Here is a 24,376-nt window from a genome sequence, read left to right on the forward strand (position 1 = left end):
TTTATAATTCAATAATATAAATGCGATTCTTACTAACTATTTTTGCTGTCATACTAACATCATTAAGTTCATGTAACAGCCAATCGAAGCAAATTGAAAATACAAAGCCTAATATTCTCATTATAAATATTGATGATATGGGTTGGAAAGATGTTGGTTTTATGGGGAGTGAATATTACGAAACACCTCATATTGACGCTTTATCCAAACAAGGCATGGTATTTACTAATGGCTATGCGGCCTCAGCTAATTGTGCACCCAGTAGAGCTTGTTTAATGACTGGACTTTGGACACCACGTCATGGAATTTATACTGTGAATTCTTCCGAAAGAGGAGAGTCTAAAGACCGTAAACTCATCCCAACACCTAATACCACTATATTAGCACCAGAGCACGACATTATACCAAAACTTTTAAAGCGTAATGGTTATAAAACCTGTCATGCAGGGAAATGGCATTTAAGTAAAAACCCTTTAGAATATGGCTTTGATATCAATATAGGTGGAGGCCATAATGGTCTCCCTTCAAGTTATTATCCGCCCTATAAAAATGTAAAGATTGCAAAGGGTAACAGTCAATACTTAACCGATTTGGTCATGGAAAACGCCTTGAAGTTTGTAGACACTATAGCCTCACCATTCTTTCTATATTATTCGCCTTATGCAGTACATACGCCCATAATGCCGGTGGATAGTCTCTTGCCTAAATATAAAAAGAAAGCACCATGGAATGGTCAGGGAAATCCGGAATATGCAACCATGGTTGATAATCTTGATAGAAATATTGGGTTGCTAATCAATAAATTAAAAGAAAGAAACCTTTTTGATAATACACTTATTGTTTTTACTTCAGATAATGGGGGTTTATATGGTATTACCAAACAAAAACCACTAAGGGCAGGGAAAGGAAGTTACTATGAAGGTGGCATTCGGGAACCCTTTTTCTTTGTTTATAACGGAAAAATTGAACCAAATTCAAAAAGCGAAGTACCAATTACCAATCTTGATATTTTTCCAACCATGCTGAAATATGCAGGGATTGAAAACACCAAACTTGAACTAGATGGTGCTAATCTGTCTTCGGTATTAGAAGGGAAAACAGAAACGTTTGAGCGTCCCCTATATTGGCATTTCCCTATTTATTTGCAAGCCTATAATAAAAAAGATAATGAAAATCGAGACCCTTTGTTTAGAACACGTCCAGGTTCAGTAATACGAAAAGGAGACTGGAAACTGCATTTCTATTTTGAAGATGGTGGAGTTGAATTGTATAATTTATCTGAAGATATAGGTGAACAAAATAATTTGGCATTAACATATCCAGAGAAAAAAGATGAATTATTAACGCTGTTAAAAAAATGGTGGAAACAAACCAATGCGCCTATTCCAAAAGATTTAAATCCTGAATATACAGATTGAAAAAACGTTTATAATAGAATAAATCTTAAATGTGTTTTTTTAAACTAAATAAATAAGTAGTTTTAATTTCATTATAAAAAATACAATTTGCAAACCTAAAATCATAAAATCATGAAAAAAATAATTGTTTTAATATGTACGGTTCTATTAGTTGCATGTCAGAGAAACGAGCCCATAACAAATCCTGATCCTGTTGATGACGAGTTTTTATTTTATGCAGGAATACTTAATGAGTATGTGTTGACTAATGAAATTTTTCAAGATTTAGTTAATAATACTGGGAATGCTATTTTAATTGCTGAAGGTGCTTTGACTGGTAAAACAAATAATTCAAAAAGTACCCCTACAATTACCGTAGAACCTTTTGATTTTGAAACTTTTCCCAAAACAATAACAGTAAATTACGGGTCTGGAACATTATGTGAAGATGGTATTATTAGGAGTGGTGTTATTGTTATAGAATCAACAGGATGGTTCTGGGAACAGGGAAGTAAACAAACTATTTCCTTTAATAATTACTTTCATGATATTTTTAAAGTAGAAGGAAAACAAGTTATTGAAAACTTTGGACAAAATCAAAATGGATTTATAGAGTTTCGGGTGATAGTTGAAGATGGTCTTGTAGAGTTTGATAATGGTATAAGTATAACTTTTAACGAAGACTCCATTCGAACATGGATTGCTGGTTATGGAACCTCTTCAAATATTTGGGATGATGAATATCTGCTAGATACGTATCAATTTGGTGTTAGTTCTAATGGCACTAATTATTTGTTAGTTTTTGATGAACCACTTCATTATGTATTAGCGCCCAGAGCGATTAAATCTGGCATTGTTAATCTTCAAATAGGAAGTGTTTCTAATATTGAGATTAATTATAGCAATGGTACTTATACCATATTAGGAATAACGAAGTCTTGGAATTAAATGCAAAGCCTTAAGAGCAAGAGAGGGAAGTTGGTATTATGGTGGTATACAAGTGCCTTTTTTCTTTGTTTTAAATAATTAAAATTAAATCCAATTACAATATAGAGAGAACAACCAATTTTTTATTATCGTTTATAACACAAAACAATAAAACTTTAATAACATTGGGATACTTAAATTACCATCCAAAAAAAGAAAGTTTGTTAACAATTAACGCTTCTCATAAGATATATAAGAAAAGGAATCTCGGTTTGTAGAATTTTTAATAGGAAATCTAGTATTGAATTATGTGCCTATGGAAGTGTTTTTTGAGGGACGGCAAAAACGAAATGGAGCATTACAATTAACTCTTCCTGCTATTGTTTCTAAACTTCCCGGGAGCCAAACCCGTTTTACGTTTAAATAAACGATTAAAATATACATCCGATTCAAATCCTAGTTCAAAAGCAATTTCTTTTTGTGATTTGTTTGAGTTTAAAAGTAACTCTTTAGATTTTTCAATTTTTATAAGAAGATGGTATTGTAAAGGCGAAAGACCTGTTTGTTTTTTAAAATCTATTCTAAATTTAGAATAACTTACTCCTAAGCTTTGAGCAATTTCCTTTAAATTTAGGGTTGAATGGATATTGTTGTACATGATACTTTTCGTTTTTGATATCATGGAATTTAAGGTTTCAATATAACTTCCACCACTTTTGATGTTATATAAGTCGGCCATGAGTTGAATGCAAATGCCTGAAGCAATACGCTGATAGCCATAAGGCTCTTCATCAAATAGTTTAAAAAGCGAATTAAAATGATTTAAAATATAAGGCTTGTTACATTTAGAAATAATAGGTTCGTGAGTGTTAAAAAAACCATTCGACAAAAATTGTGATGCAATCTTTCCTGAAAAACCTACCCAACGCTCGGTCCACCCTATACTTTTTTTAGGCTTATATCGATGCCATACCCCTGGGAATAATAAAAACACATCGCCATCACTTACATTGATCTTTCCAGTAGCTTTGCTTTCAAAAACACCTTGTCCTTTAGTGATGAATACTAAATGAAATTCATCTAAAATACGACCCTTTTCCCATGTGAAAATGTATTGATCTGGATGGTCTTTTGAAGGGTAATCAGTGTTTTTATCAATAACATTTCGTCCTAAATTATTAACATAAAATCCCCAAGAAGCATCTTTTTCACTAGTAATTAAATATTTTCTGTATTTATTTTGCATATCATTTTGTGCAACTAATATATCAATTTGTTAATTGCTAACCCAAAAAAAAATATCGAAATTTAAATATTTAAGACCTGTATGGTTTTATTAAAAGTATAAGCGTATAGGCACCACTATTATATGTTGATTTACGGGGTTAAAACTTTAGAAAGGTTATACTCACAGATATAAAATAAAACTTTAATTCATTATATTAAAAATGAAATATTAACTAAACCATCACCACTTTATGCATGAATTTTGTAAACAACTTTTCATTTTAGTATTAATTGTATTTATATCAAGTTGCAAGCATCCATCTACAGTTTCACCAATGGATTTAAAATGCGAATACAAAACGAATCCCCTTGGAATTGACAATATAACACCTCGTTTTAGCTGGAAAATAGTAGATGCCAATAATAATAGGGGGCAAAAACAAACAGCGTATCAATTACTAGTATCAAGTAGCTTAGAATTTTTAGATAGAAACAAAGGAGATGTTTGGGACTCTGGAAAGGTAATTACAGATTCATCAGTAAATAATGCTTTCAAAGGCAGTTTATTAAAATCTTCGAATAAATATTATTGGAAAGTACGTGTTTGGGATGTTTCAGAAAAAGTGTCTAATTGGAGCGAACCCGCTACATTTTCCATGGGGCTTTTAAATGCTTCCGACTGGAAAGGTGATTGGATTCATAAACTCGACCAAAAGAAAACTGACCATAATTGGTATCGGAAAACCTTTAAACTCAATGAAAAAGCTACTTCAGCTTTTGTTTATGTAGGCTCTTTTGGTTATCACGAATTGTATGTAAACGGACAAAAACTAACAGAAAACGTGATGAATCCGGTTTCATCATACATGAAAAAACGCATTCCTTATTTAACCTATGATATTACGGAATTCTTAAACAAAGGCGATAATGTCATCGCTATTTGGCATGCCGCAGGTTGGGCACGATGGGACCGTATTATTGAGTATCGTAATCCACCATTTGTCTTTAAAGCGCAAGCCAATATCACAACAAATAAGGAACAAATAATTTTAGCAACCGATGAAACTTGGAAATGCAAAAAAAGCTATAGTTCTTATTACGGCGATTGGGATATTTTGGATTTTGGAGGTGAAACCATAGACGACAGATTTAAAGAAGACGATTGGAATACCGTTAATTACAATGATACCAATTGGGGAAATGCCAGTATTTACAATGCTGAAAAATTAAATGCATCACTGGAATCAATCAATGATTCGGTTGAGGTAAAAGAAGATAAACTAATAGGTAAAGGTAAATTTCAAAATAGAAAGTTCAGTCCTATTACCGCTCAACTCAGTGCGCAAATGGTGGAGCCTCAAGTTAAGTTTAGAGAAATTAAACCCATGGCCATCTCTAAAAATGAAGACGGTACGTATCGGGTAGATATGGGCGAGAATTATACTGGTTTTTTTGAAATGAAATTATTTCAAGGTAAAGAAGGCGATTCTATTTTATTTGAAATTAGCGATGTAGCAGATGTGCGTTCTAATTGGAAGCAAAAAAGCAAATACATTTTTGGGAAATCGGGCAAAGGCACCTTTACAAACCGATTTAATGTAGCCGGTGGGCGCTGGATTACCGTTTACGGTTTAAATTACGAACCGAGTTTGACCGATGTTAAAGGTTTTGTAGTTACTAACGACCGTAAAATTATAAGTAAGTTCCATTCTTCAAGTGAACTACTCAATAAAATTTATAAGATTAATTTAGATACCTACATCGCAAATACCATGGATGGTATTTTGGTCGATTGCCCGCATCGAGAACGACGCGGTTGGGGAGAAGTCACTGTGGCCGCAATGTATGGTGATGCGCTACCCAATTTTGAAAGTGGGGCCTACATGGATCAGTACTTACAATATACCCGCGATGCGCAGTTGCCTGACGGACAGATTCGTGGTATTGTAAATGAAAATGACCGTCCTTTTTTAATGTGGAAGGCCAATAGCCCGTTAACAGTTTGGGAGACCTACAGAATGTTGGGCGACAAAAAAATACTGGAAGACAATTATGAGTCTATGCAAAAATGGATGACTTGGATGTATCAAAATTCTAATTTCGAAACAGACGGTGCATTAATAACGGGCGAGCAAGGCGCCAGAGAATTTCCAGGTTTAGGCGATTGGTGTACGCCACGAGGTAATTTCTGGACCAGCAGTAACTCACCCGAAGCCATTCATTTTAACAATTGCATTTATGCGGTAATGCTCGATAATGCAGAGAAAATAGCTTTAGAATTAGGTAAAACCAATGATGCCAAAACCTATGCCAATCGTTTAAAAGTACAGCGGGAAGCAACGCATAAAATGACTTACAATGCTGAAACCGGACAATATGGTAATGGCCAGCAAGTTAATCAAGCCTTTGCTTTATTGGCAGGGGTAACTCCTGAGTCTGAAAAACAAAAAGTCTATGATAATTTAGTAGATAACGTTCTTTATAAATTTCCGTATTACGATACAGGTAGCTCAGGACAAGCACTTTACACACGCTATTTTATCGAGTCGGGAGAACGCATGGATTTAATTTATGAGTTGCTTCAAGATAAGCACCACCCAAGTTATGGCTATTTTATAGAGCAAGGGAAAACGGTATGGCCAGAACGTTGGTCTGCCGTGGGTAATAGTCAAATTCATACGTGTTATACCGGAATTGGAGGCTATTTTATTAAAGGATTTGGCGGAATAAGACCAAATCCAGAAAGCTTGGGTATGCAAAACATGGTAATAAAACCAGCTTTAGTTGGTGATTTAACCTTTACAAATACCGAATACCAATCGATGTATGGTAATGTGGTGGTTAATTGGAAAAAACAAGATAAAGGCGCAACATTCCATATTGAAGTTCCAGTAAATACAAATGCAATTATTTATTTACCAGCAACTTCAAAAGAGGTGGTTTTTGAAAGCGATAATTTAATAGAAAAAGTTAAAGACATCACCTATGTAGGTACAGAAAAGAATGATGCCGTTGGCAATTACGTAATGTTTAAAATTGCCTCTGGAATTTACAATTTTAAGGTGCATGAGCTTCCAAAAGTAACCTATCCAGAACCGCTAGGAACTTCAAAAAATTTAGCAACTCTAGGCAGAATGAATGCATCATCTATGTTTATTGAAACTGAAAAATTACCTGGTTTTGAAGCATTTAAAGCAAACGATGAAAACAACGAAACACGGTGGTTGGCTAACAATCTAAATAATCAATATTTAGAGGTGGAATGGGTAAAACCACAGACCTTTAATAAAGTGATTATTGATGAATTTGACAATCATATTGCAGCATACAAAATTCAATATTGGTATAAAGATGGATGGAATGACCTTGTAAGCGACACAACTTGTGGAGCTAATAAATCGCATAGATTTGAGTCTGTTACTGCTTCAAAATGTAGAATTTTTATTGTTGAAGCTAAAAAAGCACCATCAATTTCAGAGTTGAAAATATATCAATCAAATTAAAGATAAAAAACAAAATGAAAGTAGGATTATACGGCATTGGATTGGATACCTATTGGCCACAATTTAAGGGCCTATTCGAGCGGTTAGAAGGGTATCAAAATCAGATAGCCAATAAAATGAACGAATTTGGCGCGGAGGTTGTAAATGTAGGTTTGATTGATTCACCTATAAAAGCACGAGAAGCAGCTGATGTTCTCAAGAAAAACGATGTGGACATGGTGTTTTTGTATATTTCAACATACGCGTTATCATCCACAGTTTTGCCAGTTGTACAAAAATTAAAATGCCCCATTGTGATCCTGAATATCCAACCAGTGGCTGCTATTGATTACGAAAAATTTAATGCAATGGGCGATCGCGGATTGATGACGGGCGAATGGTTAGCCCATTGTCAAGCTTGTTCTGTTCCTGAAATTGCAAATGTTTTTAATCGTACAGGTTTGGATTACGAATTTGTAACAGGCTATTTAGGTGAACAAGCTGTTTGGGATGATATTCAAGATTGGATTGATGCAGCTCATGTAGCCTCAGTAATAAATAATAATAGATTGGGAGTTTTAGGGCATTATTACTGCGGTATGCTCGATGTGTATTCCGATTTAACAAAACAATCGGCCGCATTTGGCACACACATAGAGATTGTTGAAATGTGCGAAGTAAAAAAATATAGAGACGAGGTATCTGAAACAGAGATTAAAACAAAAATTCAAGAATTTCACAACACCTTTGAGGTTGTTGCAGAATGTGCAGAATCAGAATTAATTCGCGCAGCAAAAACATCCGTCGCGCTCGATAAATTGGTAGAAGCTCATAATCTTGGGTCTTTAGCTTACTATTACGAAGGTGAATCGGGTAATGAATATGAAAACATTGTAACTTCAGTAATTGCAGGAAATACGTTGCTTACTGGAAAAAATGTGCCTGTGGCTGGCGAGTATGAAGTGAAGAATGCCCAAGCTATGAAAATTATGGATGCCTTTGGTGTTGGTGGTTCTTTCTCTGAGTTTTATGCCATGGATTTTAACGATGATATTGTGATGCTAGGGCACGATGGTCCTGCTCATTTCGCTATTGCCGAGGGAAAAGTTCAGTTAGTACCCCTTCCAGTATATCATGGAAAACCAGGTAAAGGCTTGTCTATTCAAATGACGGTTAAGCACGGTCCAGTTACCTTACTTTCAGTGGTTGAAGGTAAAGATGAGGTATTTTTATTAGTTGCTGAAGGCGAATCGGTTGAAGGTCCAGTGCTTCATATAGGTAATACCAACAGCCGTTACCGTTTTTCAATAGGCGCACGTGCTTTTATCAACGAATGGTCTAAACAAGGGCCTTCGCATCATTGTGCTATTGGGGTTGGGTCTATTGCTAAGAAAATTGAAAAATTGGGGAATTTATTGAAATTAAGAGTTGTTAGAATTTGCTAAAAACTAAACTAAACTAATACATAATGCAAGCAATTTTAGGCGTGTTATTTCATTCATTAGGTGGTGTTGCCGCGGGTAGTTTTTACATGCCCTATAATAAAATAAAAGGTTGGGCTTGGGAAAGTTATTGGATGGTTGGTGGCGTTATGTCTTGGTTAATAGTTCCACCATTAGCGGCTTATTTAACAGTTCCCGGGTTTGCAGACATTATAGCTGCTGGTTCTAGTATGATTATTGGATTTACATTTTTAATGGGACTCTTGTGGGGTGTTGGTGGCTTGTCTTACGGTTTAGGGGTGCGTTATTTAGGTATGTCACTTGGAAACTCTGTAGTTTTAGGGTTTTGTGCTGCTTTTGGAGCTATTGTACCCTCTATATATTACAACTTTAGTCCTATGGAAGGGAAAGTGTCTTTTACAGATATGCTTGGTACTTCAGGCGGACAGATAGTATTATTAGGTGTTTTGGTTTGTCTTCTAGGTATTGGATTATGTGGAAGAGCAGGTATTTTGAAAGAAAAAGAGTTGTCTGATGAAGAAAAAAAGAAATCTGTTTCAGAGTTTAATTTAGTTAAAGGGTTAGTGGTAGCCATTCTCTCGGGTATTTTAAGTTCCTTTTTTAGTTTTGGTATTGAATCAGGAAAGCCACTTGCAGATGCTGCAGTAGAAGCCGGTTATGATCATCTATTTGCTAACAATGTAACGTTTGTAGTTATTTTATGGGGAGGTTTAATAACCAACTTAGTTTGGACAACCATTTTGAGTATTAAAAATAAATCTTATAAAGATTTTACAAATAGGAGTACTCCAATTCGCAATAACATACTATTTTCAGCACTCGCAGGAACCATTTGGTTTTTGCAATTCTTCTTTTATGGTATGGGTGAGAGTAAATTAGGCAATGGTGCCAGTTCTTGGATTTTGCACATGTCTACCATTATTTTAACGGCTAATTTCTGGGGTATTTACCGTAAGGAGTGGAAAGGTGTTGCTAAAAAGACTAAGATAACCATAACAGCAGGTATTGTGGTGATTTTATTGTCTGTGGTTTTAGTTGGATTAGGTAATTCTATTTAGTGTTCTACTATTGTTCCCTGCATAATTCAACGTTCTTAAATTCAACATGCGCCGTTACATCACCAGTATCACTAGTGCCATAAGCGCCATATCTCGTGTAAACTCGTTCTGTGGTGTGATTATGCTCAATATAGGTTTCAGTATCGCCAACTGTTATTTTTGAAAATGCCGTACCATCAGCATCGTATCCTGTTTCATAAACAAAAGTGTATTCTTGATTGTAATTTAGGATTTTAAAGTTTTTTATATCTCTTCCACCACCTGTATCTGTGGTATACGGATTAATGGTTACATGAGTTTCTAATTGTATTTTATCACTAGATTTCTTCGCGTAAAGTAAAAATTGAGCACTTCTGTTTGTGCTTCCAGCTTCTTCCCCTTTTAAAATATTACCACCTGCATGAGACTGGATAATACAGGTATTCCCATCACTCAAATCTACAATTTTAAGTGTTCCAGTTAGAATAGTATTTTTATTATTTCCTTGCGAAATAGTTTTAAAAAATCGTTCCACTCTAGTTTTAGTACCATCATATCGTATTTCACCACCAGTAATTTTGTAGCTTCCCCAATCATTAGCTAAATTTTCATAACCTCCAACAGAATTATCTGTTCTACAATCTAATGTGCCTTGATTGTTAGGGTTTGAAACATCATTACAAGATTGTGATTGTGATGCTGAAGGGCCTAAGATTGGAAAATCGGATACGTCATCACAAATTTGGTTAGGAGTAGGATTCGAGCTTTCGTCCTTTGGTTCTTCTATCATGGTTTCTTCTTTTTCTGGTTCGTTGTCCGAATTACTAGAACATGACACAAAAAGCACTAAAAAAAAAATGAGTCCACTTTTTTCTATAAATTGAAGCTTATTTTTCATTTTAATATATAATGATAGATTGATGAAATAAAATAATCAAGTAAATATATAAATCCAACCTTTTGAATGTATCCTGTTCTGTCTTGTTCTATATGCGCGTTAAGCATGAGAGTACAGGATAATGTTTATTAAACCTATAGATACTTTTAAGGAATAAATATTTATTTAAATCAATATCTATCTGAAGATTATTAAAATGATAAAAAAACAGCACCTCTTTTCAATTGCATTATCAGTTATTTTTTGTTTTTCTTGCAATGAAGTATCAACGTCTCGAACACCAATAGCTTTTGATAAGTTGTTAACCAATTCAAAAGAAAACCCATCAACCATAGAAAGTGAACAACCACTTTTTTCTTGGATAATAGATATTGATGGCTTTAATAAATCGCAATCGGCGTATCATATTTTAGTAGCTTCTTCAGAAGAAAAGTTAAACGAGAATGAAGCCGATGTTTGGAATTCTGGTGAAGTTAAAAGCAACCAATCTACCTTTGTTAAGTTTGAAGGCAATTCTCTAGAAGCATTTAAAAGATATTTTTGGAAGGTTAAGATTTGGGATGAATTGGGGTCGTCTTCTGATTGGTCAAGTGCCCAAAAGTTTCAAATGGGGTTGATGAACGAAAGGCATTGGGGAGCAGCCAAATGGATAACCTTAAACGAGGATACTAGAACTTCAGAATATCGTTTTAGAGATTATAAAGCGGGAAAAATGGACAAACCTATTCCTGTTTCTGGATTCCCTGCAAGTTATTTCAGGAAAGAATTGAATCTTGAAAAAGATATTGAGAATGCTCAGGTATATATTTGTGGATTAGGGTATTACGAATTATTTTTAAATGGTGAAAAGGTAGGCGACCATGTGTTAGACCCAGCACCATCAAACTACGATAAACAAGCCTATTACGTAAATTATGACATTACAGCCGATTTAAAAATTGGTAAAAATGCTTTCGGAATTAATCTGGGAAATGGATTTTACGGACAAAATATTTCTTGGAAAAACGATCCGGAATCCGATAGAGATTTGGCTTATGGTCCTCCCACGGTGCGTTGTTTGGTGAAGTTAAAATTTGCAGACGGTTCAGAATCTGATTTTTATACCGATGCGTCTTGGAAAGAATCGACAGGACCTATTGTTTTTAATAATATTTATGGTGGTGACACTTATGATGCACGTTTTGAAATTGGCGATTGGTCAACTGTTGGGTATAAGGATTCTAAATGGGGATATGCAAAAGAAGTTTCGCCAGAAATTAAAAAGATTAGTTCACAACAAATTCCGCCTATCAAGAAGCTACAAGAGTTTGAACCTCAAAGGGTTTTTAAAGGTGCCGATGGCGAATGGATTGTAGATTTTGGACAAAACATTGCAGGTTGGGTAAAGTTAAACGTTAAAGAGAAAGAAGGCCAATTTATTGAGGTAATCACTACAGAAGCCTTATTAACCGATGGAAGCGATATCTTTTTGGGATCTACAGGTGGGGGTGCTAACGGAATGCCTCAAATTTATGAATACATCTGTAAAGGAAGTGAGCTAGAATCTTGGGAACCAAAATTTAGTTATCATGGGTTCAGATTCGCAAAAGTGAAAGGCGTTTCAACAAAGCCAGACGCCAATATGATCAAGGCAGTATTGGTAGCTACAGATATTCAAGTAACGGGAAGCTTTGTATCTTCTGATGAATTACTAAACAAAATGCACAGTATTAGTAAATGGACTATTGTCGACAACGTTCACGGCATACCAGAAGATTGTCCCCACCGTGAAAAATGTGGTTGGTTGGGTGATGCCCACGCATTTTGTGAGTATGCTTTATACAATTACGATATGTACGATTTCTACAAGAAATATATGGAAGACATCCGTACACAAATGCGACCAACAAAAGGGTATAATAATCCAGAAATAAAGTTTCAAGTACCCACCATGATTGCCCCAGGGAAAAGAACGTCAACCTATGCAAAAATAGATTGGGGTGTAGCCACCATGTATTTACCTTGGTACAACTACAAATTTTATGGAGATGATGAAATTGTGTTAGAGTATTACGATGCCATGAAAGGCTTAACAGATTTCTACCTAAATTATAAAGGAGAAAATGGAATTATGCAAGATGGTATGGGCGATTGGTGTCCACCACTATGGGATAGAAGACTAAACCCTTCTGCTATGGAGTGCGATCCAATCATTTCGGCCAATGCCTATTTCTTCGATGTTCTTGGAATTATGGAGCAATTTGCAAAAATGAATAATGATGCAGATTATGAGTTGAAAATGAAACAAGAAAAAGAAGCTTTAAAAACAGCTTTTAATAAAGAATTTTTGGTTGAAATTCCGGGTACAAATCACAAATGGTATCAAAGTCAAACCGCAACGGTACAAGCCTTACAATTTGGAATCGTACCAGAAAATGAGGTCGACAATGTGGTAAACGGATTGGTGCACGATATTGTTGCCGTTAAAGGTGGCCATCACTCCACGGGAATCCATGGCAACAGATATATTTATACCGTTTTGTCAAACTACGGAAAAGCCGATTTAGCTTATGATATCTTAACCACCCCGGAGTTTCCTAGTCAAACGTATGTCATGAATTCTGGTTTTACAACATGGCCAGAACGTCAGTTCGTTTGGGAAGAGATGGAGGGGCCAACAAATTCTCTTAATCATCCGATGCACTCTGGTTTTGCGGCTTATTTTTATGAGAGTTTAGGAGGTATCAAATCTTCTGATTTGAAAACAGGTTACAAAGAGTTTATAGTTAATCCAAAATTTCCATCACAAATAACTAGTACAAAAGTTGAGGTGCCAACGCCTTATGGTAAAATAGAAAATTCATGGACTTTTAACGAGCCTATTTTATCAATGAATCTAAAAGTACCATTTAACACTAAAGCAAGACTTGTATTAACGTTAAAAGAAATGGAATCATTAAAAATAAATGGCCAAATATTTAATGAGTTCCAGAAAGAAAATCAAACTGAAACTAGCGATGGGAATACCATTATTTTAGGTTCAGGCAAATATCAAATAGAATATTAAAAGACCACAAAAAAGTAAGGTTTTTAAATGAAATTAAACAATACAAATTAACATTTTAGACAAGTAAAAATGAATCAAAAAAAATCAATTTTTTTCTTAATGCTTTCAATGTTATCATATCAACTATTTTCTCAAACAGCAACCTGTAACGGAATCCTTCCTTTTGAAGAACAAAACGGTTTGTTAACCATAGAAATGGAGTCTGCTGTTTTACCCTCTAATTCAAATTGGCAAACTGGTAGTGAAGCAGACCCTAATTTACCCGGATCAACTATTAATTATATATTTTGGAATGGTGCAGAGTCTTTCAATGCACTTTCTGGAGCACCATTAACATACAACATAAAAATTAATAATCCAGGCACCTATAGATTTGCGTGGCGCGGACGAATAGGTACAGGTACCTCGGGTGGCGAGCATAACGATGCATGGTTAAAAATTACCGCGGATGATTTTTATGCAACAAAGTCGGGTAGTGCTACTGATGCCGTTGCATTAGAACCAAAACCAAATTGTAATAGCAACCCAGATAGAAATTGTCCCGCAGGTTCTAGTGTTAATGGGTATTTTAAAGCCTTTATGAATAGACATCCCATAAATTCGACTCCGGAGCAACGTTGTGGTTTTGTAACGAATACGAATGATGGTGATTCATATAGGTTTATATGGGCAACTTTTAATACAGCGGGTAACTATTCGGTTATTGTTGATGCAAGGTCTAGTTTCTTTTTTATGGATAAAATGGTATTAAGAAGAGTTAATGTTTCTGATACGACAGCTTTTAATTTATCAAATATGGAGTCTTCTTGTTTTGATGAATCACTGTCTGTCGATGAAAATAAATTTGATAGCATAAAATTATATCCCAATCCAACAAATGGTTTAATTAATTTAGATAATCTACCTATCATGTCAGAGCTAATCATTTCTAATATGCAAGGCGCCATTATAAAAACCCTGAAAAGTAGTTCAAGAGAGCAATCCATTGATGTTACTGATTTACACTCCGGATTATATTTTTTAACTATTAAAAATAATACAACGCGTTTAACCAAAAAAATCACTATTAAATAGCCATATGAAAATATCTTATTTAAGTGCTTATAAATCACTTGTTTTGGTATCTGTGATCCTCTTTTCAAATTGTAAATCGAATTCAGATAATAAGGCTAATGAATCAAAAAAAACCGAAAACATACTGCAAGCCCAAACAGGAAGTTTTGGTGACCAAGGCGATGGTACTTATGTAAACCCCATTTTAAATGCCGATTACCCAGATTCTGATATCGAGCAATTGGGAGATACTTATTACATGATTACTTCCAAACAGCACATGTCTCCAGGGATGCCAATTTTAGAATCTAAAGATATGGTTAACTGGACGAATGTTGGGCACGTGTTTGATAGTTTGTCTTGGGCACCAGAATACAATTGGGATCGCATGAATGGCTATTCTTTTGGCACTTGGGCAGGCGATTTAGCTTATCATGAAGGCACTTGGTATTGCTATCAAATCGATTACCAACATGGTTTAATGGTTGCAACAGCAAAAGATATTAAAGGCCCCTGGAGCAAGCCTATTATGATGCTTCCAAAATCCGAAGTATTAGACGACCCAGGGGTGTTTTGGGATGAAGAAACACATAAAGCTTACGTAATAATTAATACCGCAGGAAAACAAAAAAGTCCAGATAACAAAATTGAAGGCAACGAAAATAGAATTTACGAAATGAGTTGGGATGGTACAAAAATCCTAGACGAAGGTAAATTAGTATATACGGGTATGGGTGCCGAAGCTGCCAAAATTTATAAAATTGATGGTACTTGGTATATCTTTTTAGCCCAATGGACCATGGGCGACAGATCCACCAAACCAGGTGTTAAAAATCCTAAAAACGATAGAAAACAAATCGTACTGCGTTCCAAAGAAAGTATTTATGGTCCTTACGAAGTGAAAACCGTTTTAGAAAAGGGCACAGCTTTTAACGATCGTAGTGCAAGCCAGGGTGCCTTAATGCAAGCACCCGATAAATCGTGGTGGTACATGCATCAATTGATTCAAAATGATACCATTCCATTTCAGGGGCGCCCACAATGTTTAGAACCAGTAAACTGGGAAGACGGATGGCCAATTATAGGGGTCGATGAAGATAACGATGGTATTGGCGAACCTGTAAAACAACACAAAAAACCAATCAATGGTTTTCCAATTACGGCTCCAAGCTCAGATGATGATTTTTCAACACATAAATTAGGTTTTCAATGGGAGTGGAACCACAATCCACGAAACACACATTGGTCTTTAACCGAGCGCCCAGGTTGGTTACGCCTGAAGGCAAGCAAAGTATTACCAAATGAAAAAGGCTACGGTCCAAACATAAACGAGTGGACCAACAATGATGGTTCAGATTCAGATTTTTGGCGTGCTTGTAATACCTTAAGTCAGCGTATCATGGGAATTACCACAGGTACAGCTGTTGCTAAGTTAGATATTTCAGGCATGCAACCACATCAATTGGCAGGATTTGTAAGATACGGTGGGGTCTTTAATTTACTGGGTATTGAAGTAGATGACAATGGAAAAAAGCATTTATTTTATATGAATCCAATGGCTGAAAAAACTATGGGTCCAGAAATTACTAGCAATGATTTATATGTAAGAACATCAAATAATATAGACCAAGCTACTTACGAATATAGTGTAGATGGCGAAACCTATCAACGGTTTGGACCTGTATTTACCATAGCCTTTGGAAAGTGGACAGGTGACCGTTTAGGTTTCTTTTCATGGAATGAAAAAGAAGATGCTGGATATATGGATGTCGATTGGTTTACTTACGATTACGATGGACCAAAAGCTGTTAAAAAATAACAGTTCAAATTAAAAATATTTATGAAGAGCACAAAGTTATTACAAGTTGTAATGCTTCTAACCCTTTTAGGCTGTAAAACAAACCAACCTAATGTGGTTAAAAATGAAAAAAAACCTAACGTTTTGTTCATCTTGGTGGATGATTTAGGCTATCACGATTTAGGTGTTACAGGCAGCACATTTTATGAAACGCCTAACATAGATAAATTGGCGAATGAAGGTGTAGTATTTACTAACGGCTATGCGGCAAGTAGGGTTTGTAGTCCATCCAGAGCAAGTATCATGACTGGTAAATTTACAGGGCGCCATGGCATTACTGATTGGATTGGTGCTTTGTCAGGTGAAGAATGGCGTTCAAAAAGCAATTACAATAAATTACTGCCAGCCAATTACGTACATGCTTTACCACATGAGGACATTACCATTGCCGAAGCTTTTAAAGAGCAAGGTTACAAGACTTTTTTTGCAGGGAAATGGCATTTAGGTGATGAAGGTTCGTATCCCGAAGATCATGGTTTCGATATAAATATTGCAGGTATTGATGCAGGCTCCCCAAAAGGTGGATTCTTTTCACCTTGGAATAATCCAAAACTTCAAAATAACCAAAAAGGAGAAAATTTAACATTACGCTTAGCAAACGAAACCGCAGATTTTATAGCTGAACATAAAGACTCAACCTTTTTTGCATTCTTGTCGTTTTATGCGGTACATGCACCCATCCAAACCACACAAGAGAAATGGGCTAAGTACAGAAATAAAGCGGATAGTATAGGGATTGCTGAAAATGGTTTTGAAATGGAGCGCGTGTTACCTATTAGAAGATTACAAGATAATCCTATTTATGGTGGCTTGGTTGAAACTATGGATGATGCAGTCGGATTGGTTTTAAAAGCTTTAAAAGATAATGGCTTAGATGATAATACCATTGTGGTATTTACATCCGATAACGGTGGTGTAGCTTCCGGTGATAATTATGCAACCAGTAATTTACCCCTAAGAGGGGGTAAAGGCTATCAATGGGAAGGCGGTATTAAAGAACCATTTTTTATTAAAGTACCATGGTTAAATAGTATAAAATCTTCGGTGGTTCCTGTGGTAAGTACCGATTTATATCCAACGCTTTTAGATTTAGCAAATTTATCATTAAAAAATGAACAACATTTAGATGGCGTAAGCTTAAAGCCTTTGCTAGAAGGATCTCAAAAAGACATAAATAGGCCTTTATTTTGGCACTATCCGCACTACGGAAACCAAGGAGGTGAACCATCATCCATAATTCAAAAAGACGGTTGGAAACTCATTCATTACTGGGAAGACGGTCGAGAAGAGTTGTTTAAACTTCCTTCCGAAGAAAACGATCATCAGAATGTGATTTCTGAGTATTCTAAAATAGCAAACGCTTTAAGCAATGAGTTAATGCAATGGTTAAAACAAGTAAACGCAAGATATCCAATTAAGGATGATGAATTTAACTCCGAGAAGCGCCTACAGCATTTGCAAAATATAGTTGAAAAGAAATTACCAAATCTCGAAAAGCAACGACTTGAAGTTTTATCTTCTGACTTCAAACCTAATAAAGATTGGTGGGGTAGTAAACCAACCCAAGATTAGTGCCTCATAGGTAATTATATTAGTTTAGGAATTGTTAGTATTTAGCTTTTATTTCAATCAGCACAGTTCAGCACGGCAAGTACAGGATACTTAACAGAACTTTAAGAAATATTTTAGCCTTAAACAAACAAATAAACTATAAATTTTTATTTATGAAACTAACAACTAAATTGAATGAGACATCTTCCTTTCAAAAAGTGAAGGTGTTTTTTATTTTGTGTCTGTCATGTTCGGCAATGTCATTTGCCCAGACAGTGACAGGAACAGTAACAGCAGATGGTCAACCTCTGCCTGGGGCTACTGTATTGATTAAGAACACCAGTAAAGGAACAAGTACAGATTTTGATGGGAATTATGCCATAGAAGCTAGCCCGGATAATACACTTATTTTTTCCTATGTTGGTTATGCTACAAAAGAAGTAACTGTAGGCAATCAATCTGTTATTAACGTAACTCTAGAGGCGGATAATAAACTAGACGAGGTTGTTGTTATCGGTTATGGTACACAACGTAAATCTGATTTAACAGGTTCTGTCTCTTCAGTAAGTGCAGAGGACATTGCTACGCTCCCCGTGGCCAGGGTAGATCAAGCTTTACAGGGTAGAGCGGCTGGTGTTCAAGTGACTCAAACGAGTGGTGCTCCGGGTGCGGGAACTTCTATTAGGGTTCGTGGAGGAAACTCAATAACTGGAAATAATCAACCGCTTTGGGTTGTTGACGGTATTATTGTAGGGACCAATTTCGATTTGAATAATCTTAACGCTAACGATATAAAATCAGTTGAGATTTTAAAAGATGCCTCCTCAATAGCAATTTATGGGTCCAGAGGTGCTAATGGGGTTATTTTAGTAACAACCAAAAGTGGAACTAGTATTGGTGGAAAACCTCAGGTTAGTGTTGGAGTTTATACTAGTACACAGTTGGTGCCCGAAAGACCTGCTTACTTGAGTCAGGCAGAACAAATTGATTATACCAATGAAGATGCTAGATTTAGAGGAGTAGCAGAACCATTTCCGGGAAATCCGTCGGACTATCCAGACAATGACTATTTTGATTTATTGTTGGACCCATCTCCCATTTACAATGTAGACGTGTCTATTTCTGGATCTTCAGAAAATGGTAGTGTAAATTACTATAACTCTTTAAACTTTTTCAATCAAGATGGTTTGATAAAAAATTCTGGAATTGAAAAATATATTTTCAGATCTAATGTCGATTTTAAGTTAAGCGACAAATTGAAAGCTGGATTTAGAATAAATTACTCTAGAATTAAAAGAGACAATGGTGTTGTTGGTTATGGCGGATTATTAAATATTCTACCAACGCAACCAATCTATAATGATGATGGTTCTTTCAATGGATTTAATGATGTAATCGGGGCGCCTTTCAATAACCCATTGGCAACCGCTCAATTGGATACCGATGAAACAACTAGTACAAATTTCTTAGGAACCATGTATTTGGAATATAGCCCTATTAAAAATTTAATTATTCGCTCTACGTTTAATCCAGAGATTGATAATAGCAAGAGGAATGAGTTCACGTCCAGCCAAAGACCAGATTTAACAGTGGTGGGTGAAACTGGAAATGCAAGAATCTCCTCGGTGGCAGCTTTTAATTGGAACAATGAAAACACCATTCAATACAACACGAATTTTGGTGAAAACCATAATTTAACAGTACTCGGTGGAGCATCTTTTCAAAAGATAAGTGCCGAATCTTTTGAGGCTCAATCATTTGGTTTTACTACCGATGCAACACAATTTAATAATCTCAACCTAGGAACTGATCCAACAAGAAATGTTGTGAGAAGTAATTTTACCAGCGAACAAATCGTATCCTTTTTTGGGAGGTTAAACTATAGTTTTAAAGATAAATATTTATTGACTTTGGTAGGAAGATCTGATGGTAGCTCGAAATTTGCACCAGGAAACAAATATGCGTTTTTCCCCTCCATAGCAGGAGCATGGAAAATTTCTGAAGAGCCCTTTATGCAAAACCAAAACGTTTTTAACGATTTAAAATTAAGAGCTAGTTATGGTAAATCTGGAAATCAGGCTATTGTGCCTTACAGTACCTTGCCCATTTATGAGGAGGCTAACACCTCTTTAAATGGGGTAGAGTTGCCAGGTTTAACCTTGGGTAGACCTGCAAACCCAGATTTGCAATGGGAAACTACCTCATCATATGATATTGCTTTGGAAGCTTCGCTTTTTAATGGTAGAATATTTACGGAGTTTAACTACTACTATAAAAAAACTGAGGATTTATTATTAGATGTGACCATTCCTAGGCAAACAGGTTTTCAAAGTCAATTACAGAACGTTGGTTCCTTAGAAAACAAGGGTTGGGAGTTGTTAATCAATTCTACCAACATTAGAAATGATAACTTTACATGGGGTTCTACTTTAACACTTTCTTCCAATAAAAATAAAATTCTAGATCTTGGAGGTAAAGATTTCATAGATTTGGTAGTAGATCAAATTGTAGGTGCCGGTAATCTCCGTCTTATAGTTGGTGAAACAGTCCCCGTATTTACTGGAGCCAATTATTTAGGTACTTGGAAAAGTCAAGCAGAAATTGATGCTTCTGGTTTGTTACCAGGCTCTCAAGTAGTTGGTGGACCAAGATTCGAAAATAGAAATGGAGACAACATCATATCTAACGAAGATTTTGTTGTGTTAGGTAATCCATTCCCAGATTTAATTTATGGTTTTGAGAATAGCTTTAGTTACAAAAATTTTGATCTAAATATATACATACAAGGTACCGTGGGTAATGAAGTGTATAATTTAAGAACGAGAGGTAATTTTTGGACGCGAGGTGAAAATCCTAAATACGCTGATATTGCTAACCGTTGGACGCCAGATAATCCAACATCCAATATACCTAGAGCAGGTTCTGATGGTGTAACAGGCATTCCTCCAACTTCTGAAGATGTAGAAGATGGTTCACACTTACGTTTAAAAAACGTCAGATTAGCCTATAATCTGCCTATAGATAAATTAGGGTGGGAAGGTGTTAAAAGTATGTCTATTTATGCTACAGGAACTAACCTGCTATTATTATCAGATTTTAGATTAATTGATCCAGAAACGAGCCGTTATGGAAGTACGGGATTAGGTAATATAGCCCAAGGGTTCTCTAACGGAGAATATCCAAATGCACAAGTTATAAGCCTTGGAGTTAACGTAACCTTTTAAAAAATTAAACTATGAAAACATATAAAAATTATTTAATTCTTTTTATTCTATTAGGCTTATGCTTTGGTTGTGAGTCGTTTTTAGAAGAAGACCCAAGAGATATAATCGCACCTGAAAATTTCTTTGCTAACGAATCAGATGCAAGACAAGCCATTACAGGTGTTTATGCTATTTATAAAAACAATTCCATTTATGGACAGGTAGGTTTAGATCATTTCTATGATAATGGTGCCGATATTATCGAACCTAATCGTGTTGCTAATTTTGTAGAGCCTATCGGTAATTACACCATGAATGAAGCAGTTGCAGATGAATCTGTGCAGAGAATGAGTGTCGGTGATACTTGGAAAGATTTTTACAAGATTATTTTAAACTGTAATATCATTCTGGATAGAGTAGAAGGTAATCCTGCTATTTCACAAAGTGCCCAAACCGATATTATTGCAGAGGCTAGATTTTTACGTGGTTTTGCATACTGGCATATTACTAATTTATGGGGTGATGCACCATATTACACTGAAAATTTAAATATCAACGAAATAAGGCAATTAGGTAGAACACCTATGGCTACAATTTTAGAAGGTGTTTTAGATGATTTGCAATTTGCCGAGAATAATTTACAATCGTCTTATCCTGAGGCAGAAAGAGGTAGAGCTTCAAAATGGGTAGCTTCCATGGTGATTGCCAAAATGCATATGAAAGCAAGAAACTGGCAAGCTGGATTGGCAAAATGTATAGAAATAATTAATCAATCTCCACATCAGTTATTGACAACATATGCAGAAGTGTTTGATCCCTCAAACGAGTACAACGCTGAGATTATGTGGTCTCTTGATTTTGCTAAGGATATTCGAAGCCAGTACGAAGAAGGATTAGTTGGTCAGGCAGGAGGGCCATTGTCAGCTTCTTGGGGTAATGGTAACTGGAGACCGAGTATGTTTAACCCTAGATTACGCGATGAACCTAAAAATACAGCGGAAAGGTCTGCTTTGTCAGCAGCCTTAACGGCTAGAGGAGAAGCATTTAATGGTACGGGATTACAAATTGCATCAAAAGATTTTGCTGAAAAATTTCCAACGAACGATTTAAGAAGACCTTTAAATGTTTTGGATAGTTACTTAGGGTTTGAGTTAGCATTCCCCTATATGCCAAAATTTATGAATTTAGATTTGGAAACATCACCTCGTTTTAACCACTCAGATAATAGAATGGTGTACCGGTTGGCGGATGTTTACTTAATGGCTGCAGAGTGTGAAAATGAGTTAAATGGTCCAGCGAATGCCTATCAGTATATCCACCCTATTCGTCAGCGTGCTTATGCAACTCAGGCTGAATGGGAGTTAGTAGGTTTGAGTCAACAACAATTTAGAGAAGCAATTTATGATGAGCGTAAATGGGAATTAGCTGGTGAAGCTCACCGTAGATTTGATTTGATTAGATGGGGTATATTATTAGATGTGGTTCAAAATCTTGAATATCGTTTTTGGAAACCAAATGAAAATATTAGACCTTATCATACATTATTGCCAATACCTTTATCTGAATTGCAATTAAATCCTGCTTTGTTGGAGTCAGACCCAACAAATAACGGGTATAGACAGTAATTAGTTTGAGTTAGTTTAGTTTAAAAAAACCGAAAGACAAAAATGGCTTTCGGTTTTTTTTATTAAGTGAATTAAAACTTTTTTCAGCACTGTGCAGGACAGAGAAATTGTATATGAGTTGTACTTTTATTATTTATGAATCTGAAAGGAACGAATATAATCGATCTAAAAAGTAAAGACTAATCTTGAAATATAAAAACAACATGTTAAAAGCCAAAGAGTGTTTTGTGATACTGCTACTTTGTTCATTATGTTCATATTCTCAAATCAAGCATGGACTGCGCGATGAAATGGGTAGACATGTTATACCCAGAGGGTTTGTAGTTAATACGAACGATCATAAGGGTGAGGTTTTTTTCAATAGTGATGATTATACCCGTATGGTAAGAATGGGTGCTAATACACAAGTAATACGATTAGAACTTGGTAAGTTAAGTGATTTTCCTGGTGGACAATTAGAACCTAATTATTTGTTGAAATTAGATTCTTTGGTAACCTTAGGTAAAAATGCAGATATAAAGACCGTTTTTAAAATGACAGTTTATGGCGTTGACAAGTTTGTTTGGGAGGAATTTTGGCAAAATAAAAAGAAAGAATACGATACTTATATTAATGCTTGGAAAGTAATTTGGAACCGTTATTCTAATAACCCTTATGTGATGGGCTATGATGTGGTTAATGAACCTAGAAAGTTAACCATGAATATTTCCTACAATGATTTAACGAATAAATATTTAATACCACTTTATCAAAAAATAATTGATGAAAGTCAAAAAATAAACCCCGATAAAAAAATTCTGATCCAATCTATTTTCATGAATAAAGGTGAAGGGATAGATAATAATCAGTATGCAGAAATTACGGCACCCATCAAACGCCAAAATGTAGTATTTGCACCTCATATTTATCAAAATAAAATCGATTTTATAAAACCAGTTATGGACCGTTTTGATAGAGAATCAGATTTACTGAAAGCTCCAATTTTAATTGGAGAATGGGGGTTTCCCACCTTTGCAAAAACCGATACTGTAATAAGTGGTAAATTAGGACAATTAGAGTATAGGGAACTTTACATCAAAACCGCCGAGGTTTTCGATCAAATGGGGGTGGGTTCCATAAAAGCTTGGTTTCTAGGAAATAGGAGTATGCAGAACTTTCTTCCTGGTGGCCCATCAACTTGGTCTATTTTTAGTGATAGTACAGATGCAGGTACTGTAGAACGTAAATACATTACTGATGTAATATCAAGACCCTTCCCGCAAGCCATCGCAGGGGATATTCAAAATTTTTTATTTAACCATGCCACCAGAACCTTAGATTTAAATCTTATTTCAGACAATAGTAAAGGGGCTTCTAAGATATTTATTGGAGCCAATAGGCATTATCCTGATGGGTTTTCAATCATAATAAATGATGATTTCGTTATGTATTATAATCCTATAAAAAATGTAGGTTTAGAAACTTATAAAGTGCCTAAAGGTTCAAATCCATCCGATTTTATATGGGATATACATGCTCAAAAACTTGTTATTTTAAAGTGGCCCTTCGATAAGGAGACGTATAACATAAAAATTGTTCCAGGAATTAGAAATTATAAATAAGAGTAACA

General features: G+C 35.4%; 14 protein-coding genes. 12 read left to right on the plus strand and 2 right to left on the minus strand.

The features are described from left to right. The first annotated feature begins 20 nt into the window (after positions 1 to 20). Positions 21 to 1,418, plus strand: coding sequence for a sulfatase (locus ABD963_RS11690; RefSeq protein ID WP_345277161.1), 1,398 nt, complete (start codon positions 21 to 23; stop codon positions 1,416 to 1,418). A gap of 111 nt (positions 1,419 to 1,529) precedes the next feature. Further along, positions 1,530 to 2,345 (plus strand): hypothetical protein, encoded by an 816-nt coding sequence (locus ABD963_RS11695; RefSeq protein WP_345277162.1) that lies wholly within the window; start codon positions 1,530 to 1,532, stop codon positions 2,343 to 2,345. A 343-nt stretch (positions 2,346 to 2,688) separates the two neighbouring features. Here ABD963_RS11695 and ABD963_RS11700 read toward each other — a convergent pair whose 3' ends face one another. Then, complete coding sequence (locus ABD963_RS11700; RefSeq protein ID WP_345277163.1) at positions 2,689 to 3,570, minus strand: AraC family transcriptional regulator; 882 nt, start codon at positions 3,568 to 3,570, stop codon at positions 2,689 to 2,691. Positions 3,571 to 3,886: 316 nt separating this feature from the next. On the opposite strand from ABD963_RS11700, the gene ABD963_RS11705 reads away from it, so the two are divergent. From ABD963_RS11705 to rhaT, 3 genes are read left to right on the plus strand one after another with little or no spacing between them, the layout of a single operon-like run. Beyond that, positions 3,887 to 7,054, plus strand: coding sequence for a family 78 glycoside hydrolase catalytic domain (locus ABD963_RS11705; protein WP_345277164.1), 3,168 nt, complete (start codon positions 3,887 to 3,889; stop codon positions 7,052 to 7,054). 14 nt (positions 7,055 to 7,068) lie between these two features. After that, on the plus strand, positions 7,069 to 8,478 hold the full coding sequence (locus ABD963_RS11710; RefSeq protein ID WP_345277165.1) for an L-fucose/L-arabinose isomerase family protein: 1,410 nt from the start codon (positions 7,069 to 7,071) through the stop codon (positions 8,476 to 8,478). Between the two features lie 23 nt (positions 8,479 to 8,501). Beyond that, positions 8,502 to 9,554 (plus strand): L-rhamnose/proton symporter RhaT, encoded by a 1,053-nt coding sequence (gene rhaT, locus ABD963_RS11715; protein ID WP_345277166.1) that lies wholly within the window; start codon positions 8,502 to 8,504, stop codon positions 9,552 to 9,554. A gap of 7 nt (positions 9,555 to 9,561) precedes the next feature. Here the strand turns inward: rhaT and ABD963_RS11720 are convergent, their stop codons facing one another. Then, positions 9,562 to 10,431: a hypothetical protein gene (locus ABD963_RS11720; RefSeq protein ID WP_345277167.1), complete on the minus strand. Its 870-nt coding sequence runs from the start codon at positions 10,429 to 10,431 to the stop codon at positions 9,562 to 9,564. 196 nt (positions 10,432 to 10,627) lie between these two features. Between ABD963_RS11720 and ABD963_RS11725 the strand changes: the two genes are divergently transcribed. The 7 genes from ABD963_RS11725 (at position 10,628) to ABD963_RS11755 (ending at position 24,368) form a co-directional block, all read left to right on the plus strand. Beyond that, the gene (locus ABD963_RS11725; protein ID WP_345277168.1) at positions 10,628 to 13,477 is read left to right on the plus strand and encodes an alpha-L-rhamnosidase; all 2,850 of its coding nucleotides are present in this window, start codon (positions 10,628 to 10,630) and stop codon (positions 13,475 to 13,477) included. A gap of 69 nt (positions 13,478 to 13,546) precedes the next feature. Then, positions 13,547 to 14,551, plus strand: coding sequence for a T9SS type A sorting domain-containing protein (locus ABD963_RS11730; RefSeq protein ID WP_345277169.1), 1,005 nt, complete (start codon positions 13,547 to 13,549; stop codon positions 14,549 to 14,551). A 4-nt stretch (positions 14,552 to 14,555) separates the two neighbouring features. Beyond that, positions 14,556 to 16,349, plus strand: a complete 1,794-nt coding sequence (locus tag ABD963_RS11735; protein ID WP_345277170.1) for a glycoside hydrolase family 43 protein — start codon at positions 14,556 to 14,558, stop codon at positions 16,347 to 16,349. Between the two features lie 21 nt (positions 16,350 to 16,370). Next, positions 16,371 to 17,960, plus strand: coding sequence for a sulfatase (locus tag ABD963_RS11740; protein ID WP_345277171.1), 1,590 nt, complete (start codon positions 16,371 to 16,373; stop codon positions 17,958 to 17,960). Between the two features lie 152 nt (positions 17,961 to 18,112). Continuing rightward, positions 18,113 to 21,163, plus strand: a complete 3,051-nt coding sequence (locus ABD963_RS11745) for a SusC/RagA family TonB-linked outer membrane protein (RefSeq protein ID WP_345277172.1) — start codon at positions 18,113 to 18,115, stop codon at positions 21,161 to 21,163. 11 nt (positions 21,164 to 21,174) lie between these two features. Then, a complete protein-coding gene (locus tag ABD963_RS11750; RefSeq protein WP_345277173.1) occupies positions 21,175 to 22,767 on the plus strand; it encodes a RagB/SusD family nutrient uptake outer membrane protein in 1,593 nt (530 codons plus the stop codon). Positions 22,768 to 22,970: 203 nt separating this feature from the next. After that, positions 22,971 to 24,368, plus strand: coding sequence for a cellulase family glycosylhydrolase (locus tag ABD963_RS11755; protein WP_345277174.1), 1,398 nt, complete (start codon positions 22,971 to 22,973; stop codon positions 24,366 to 24,368). The last annotated feature ends 8 nt before the right edge of the window (positions 24,369 to 24,376 follow it).

The sequence above is a fragment of the Litoribaculum gwangyangense genome (assembly GCF_039543505.1).
GTDB lineage: Bacteria > Bacteroidota > Bacteroidia > Flavobacteriales > Flavobacteriaceae > Litoribaculum > Litoribaculum gwangyangense.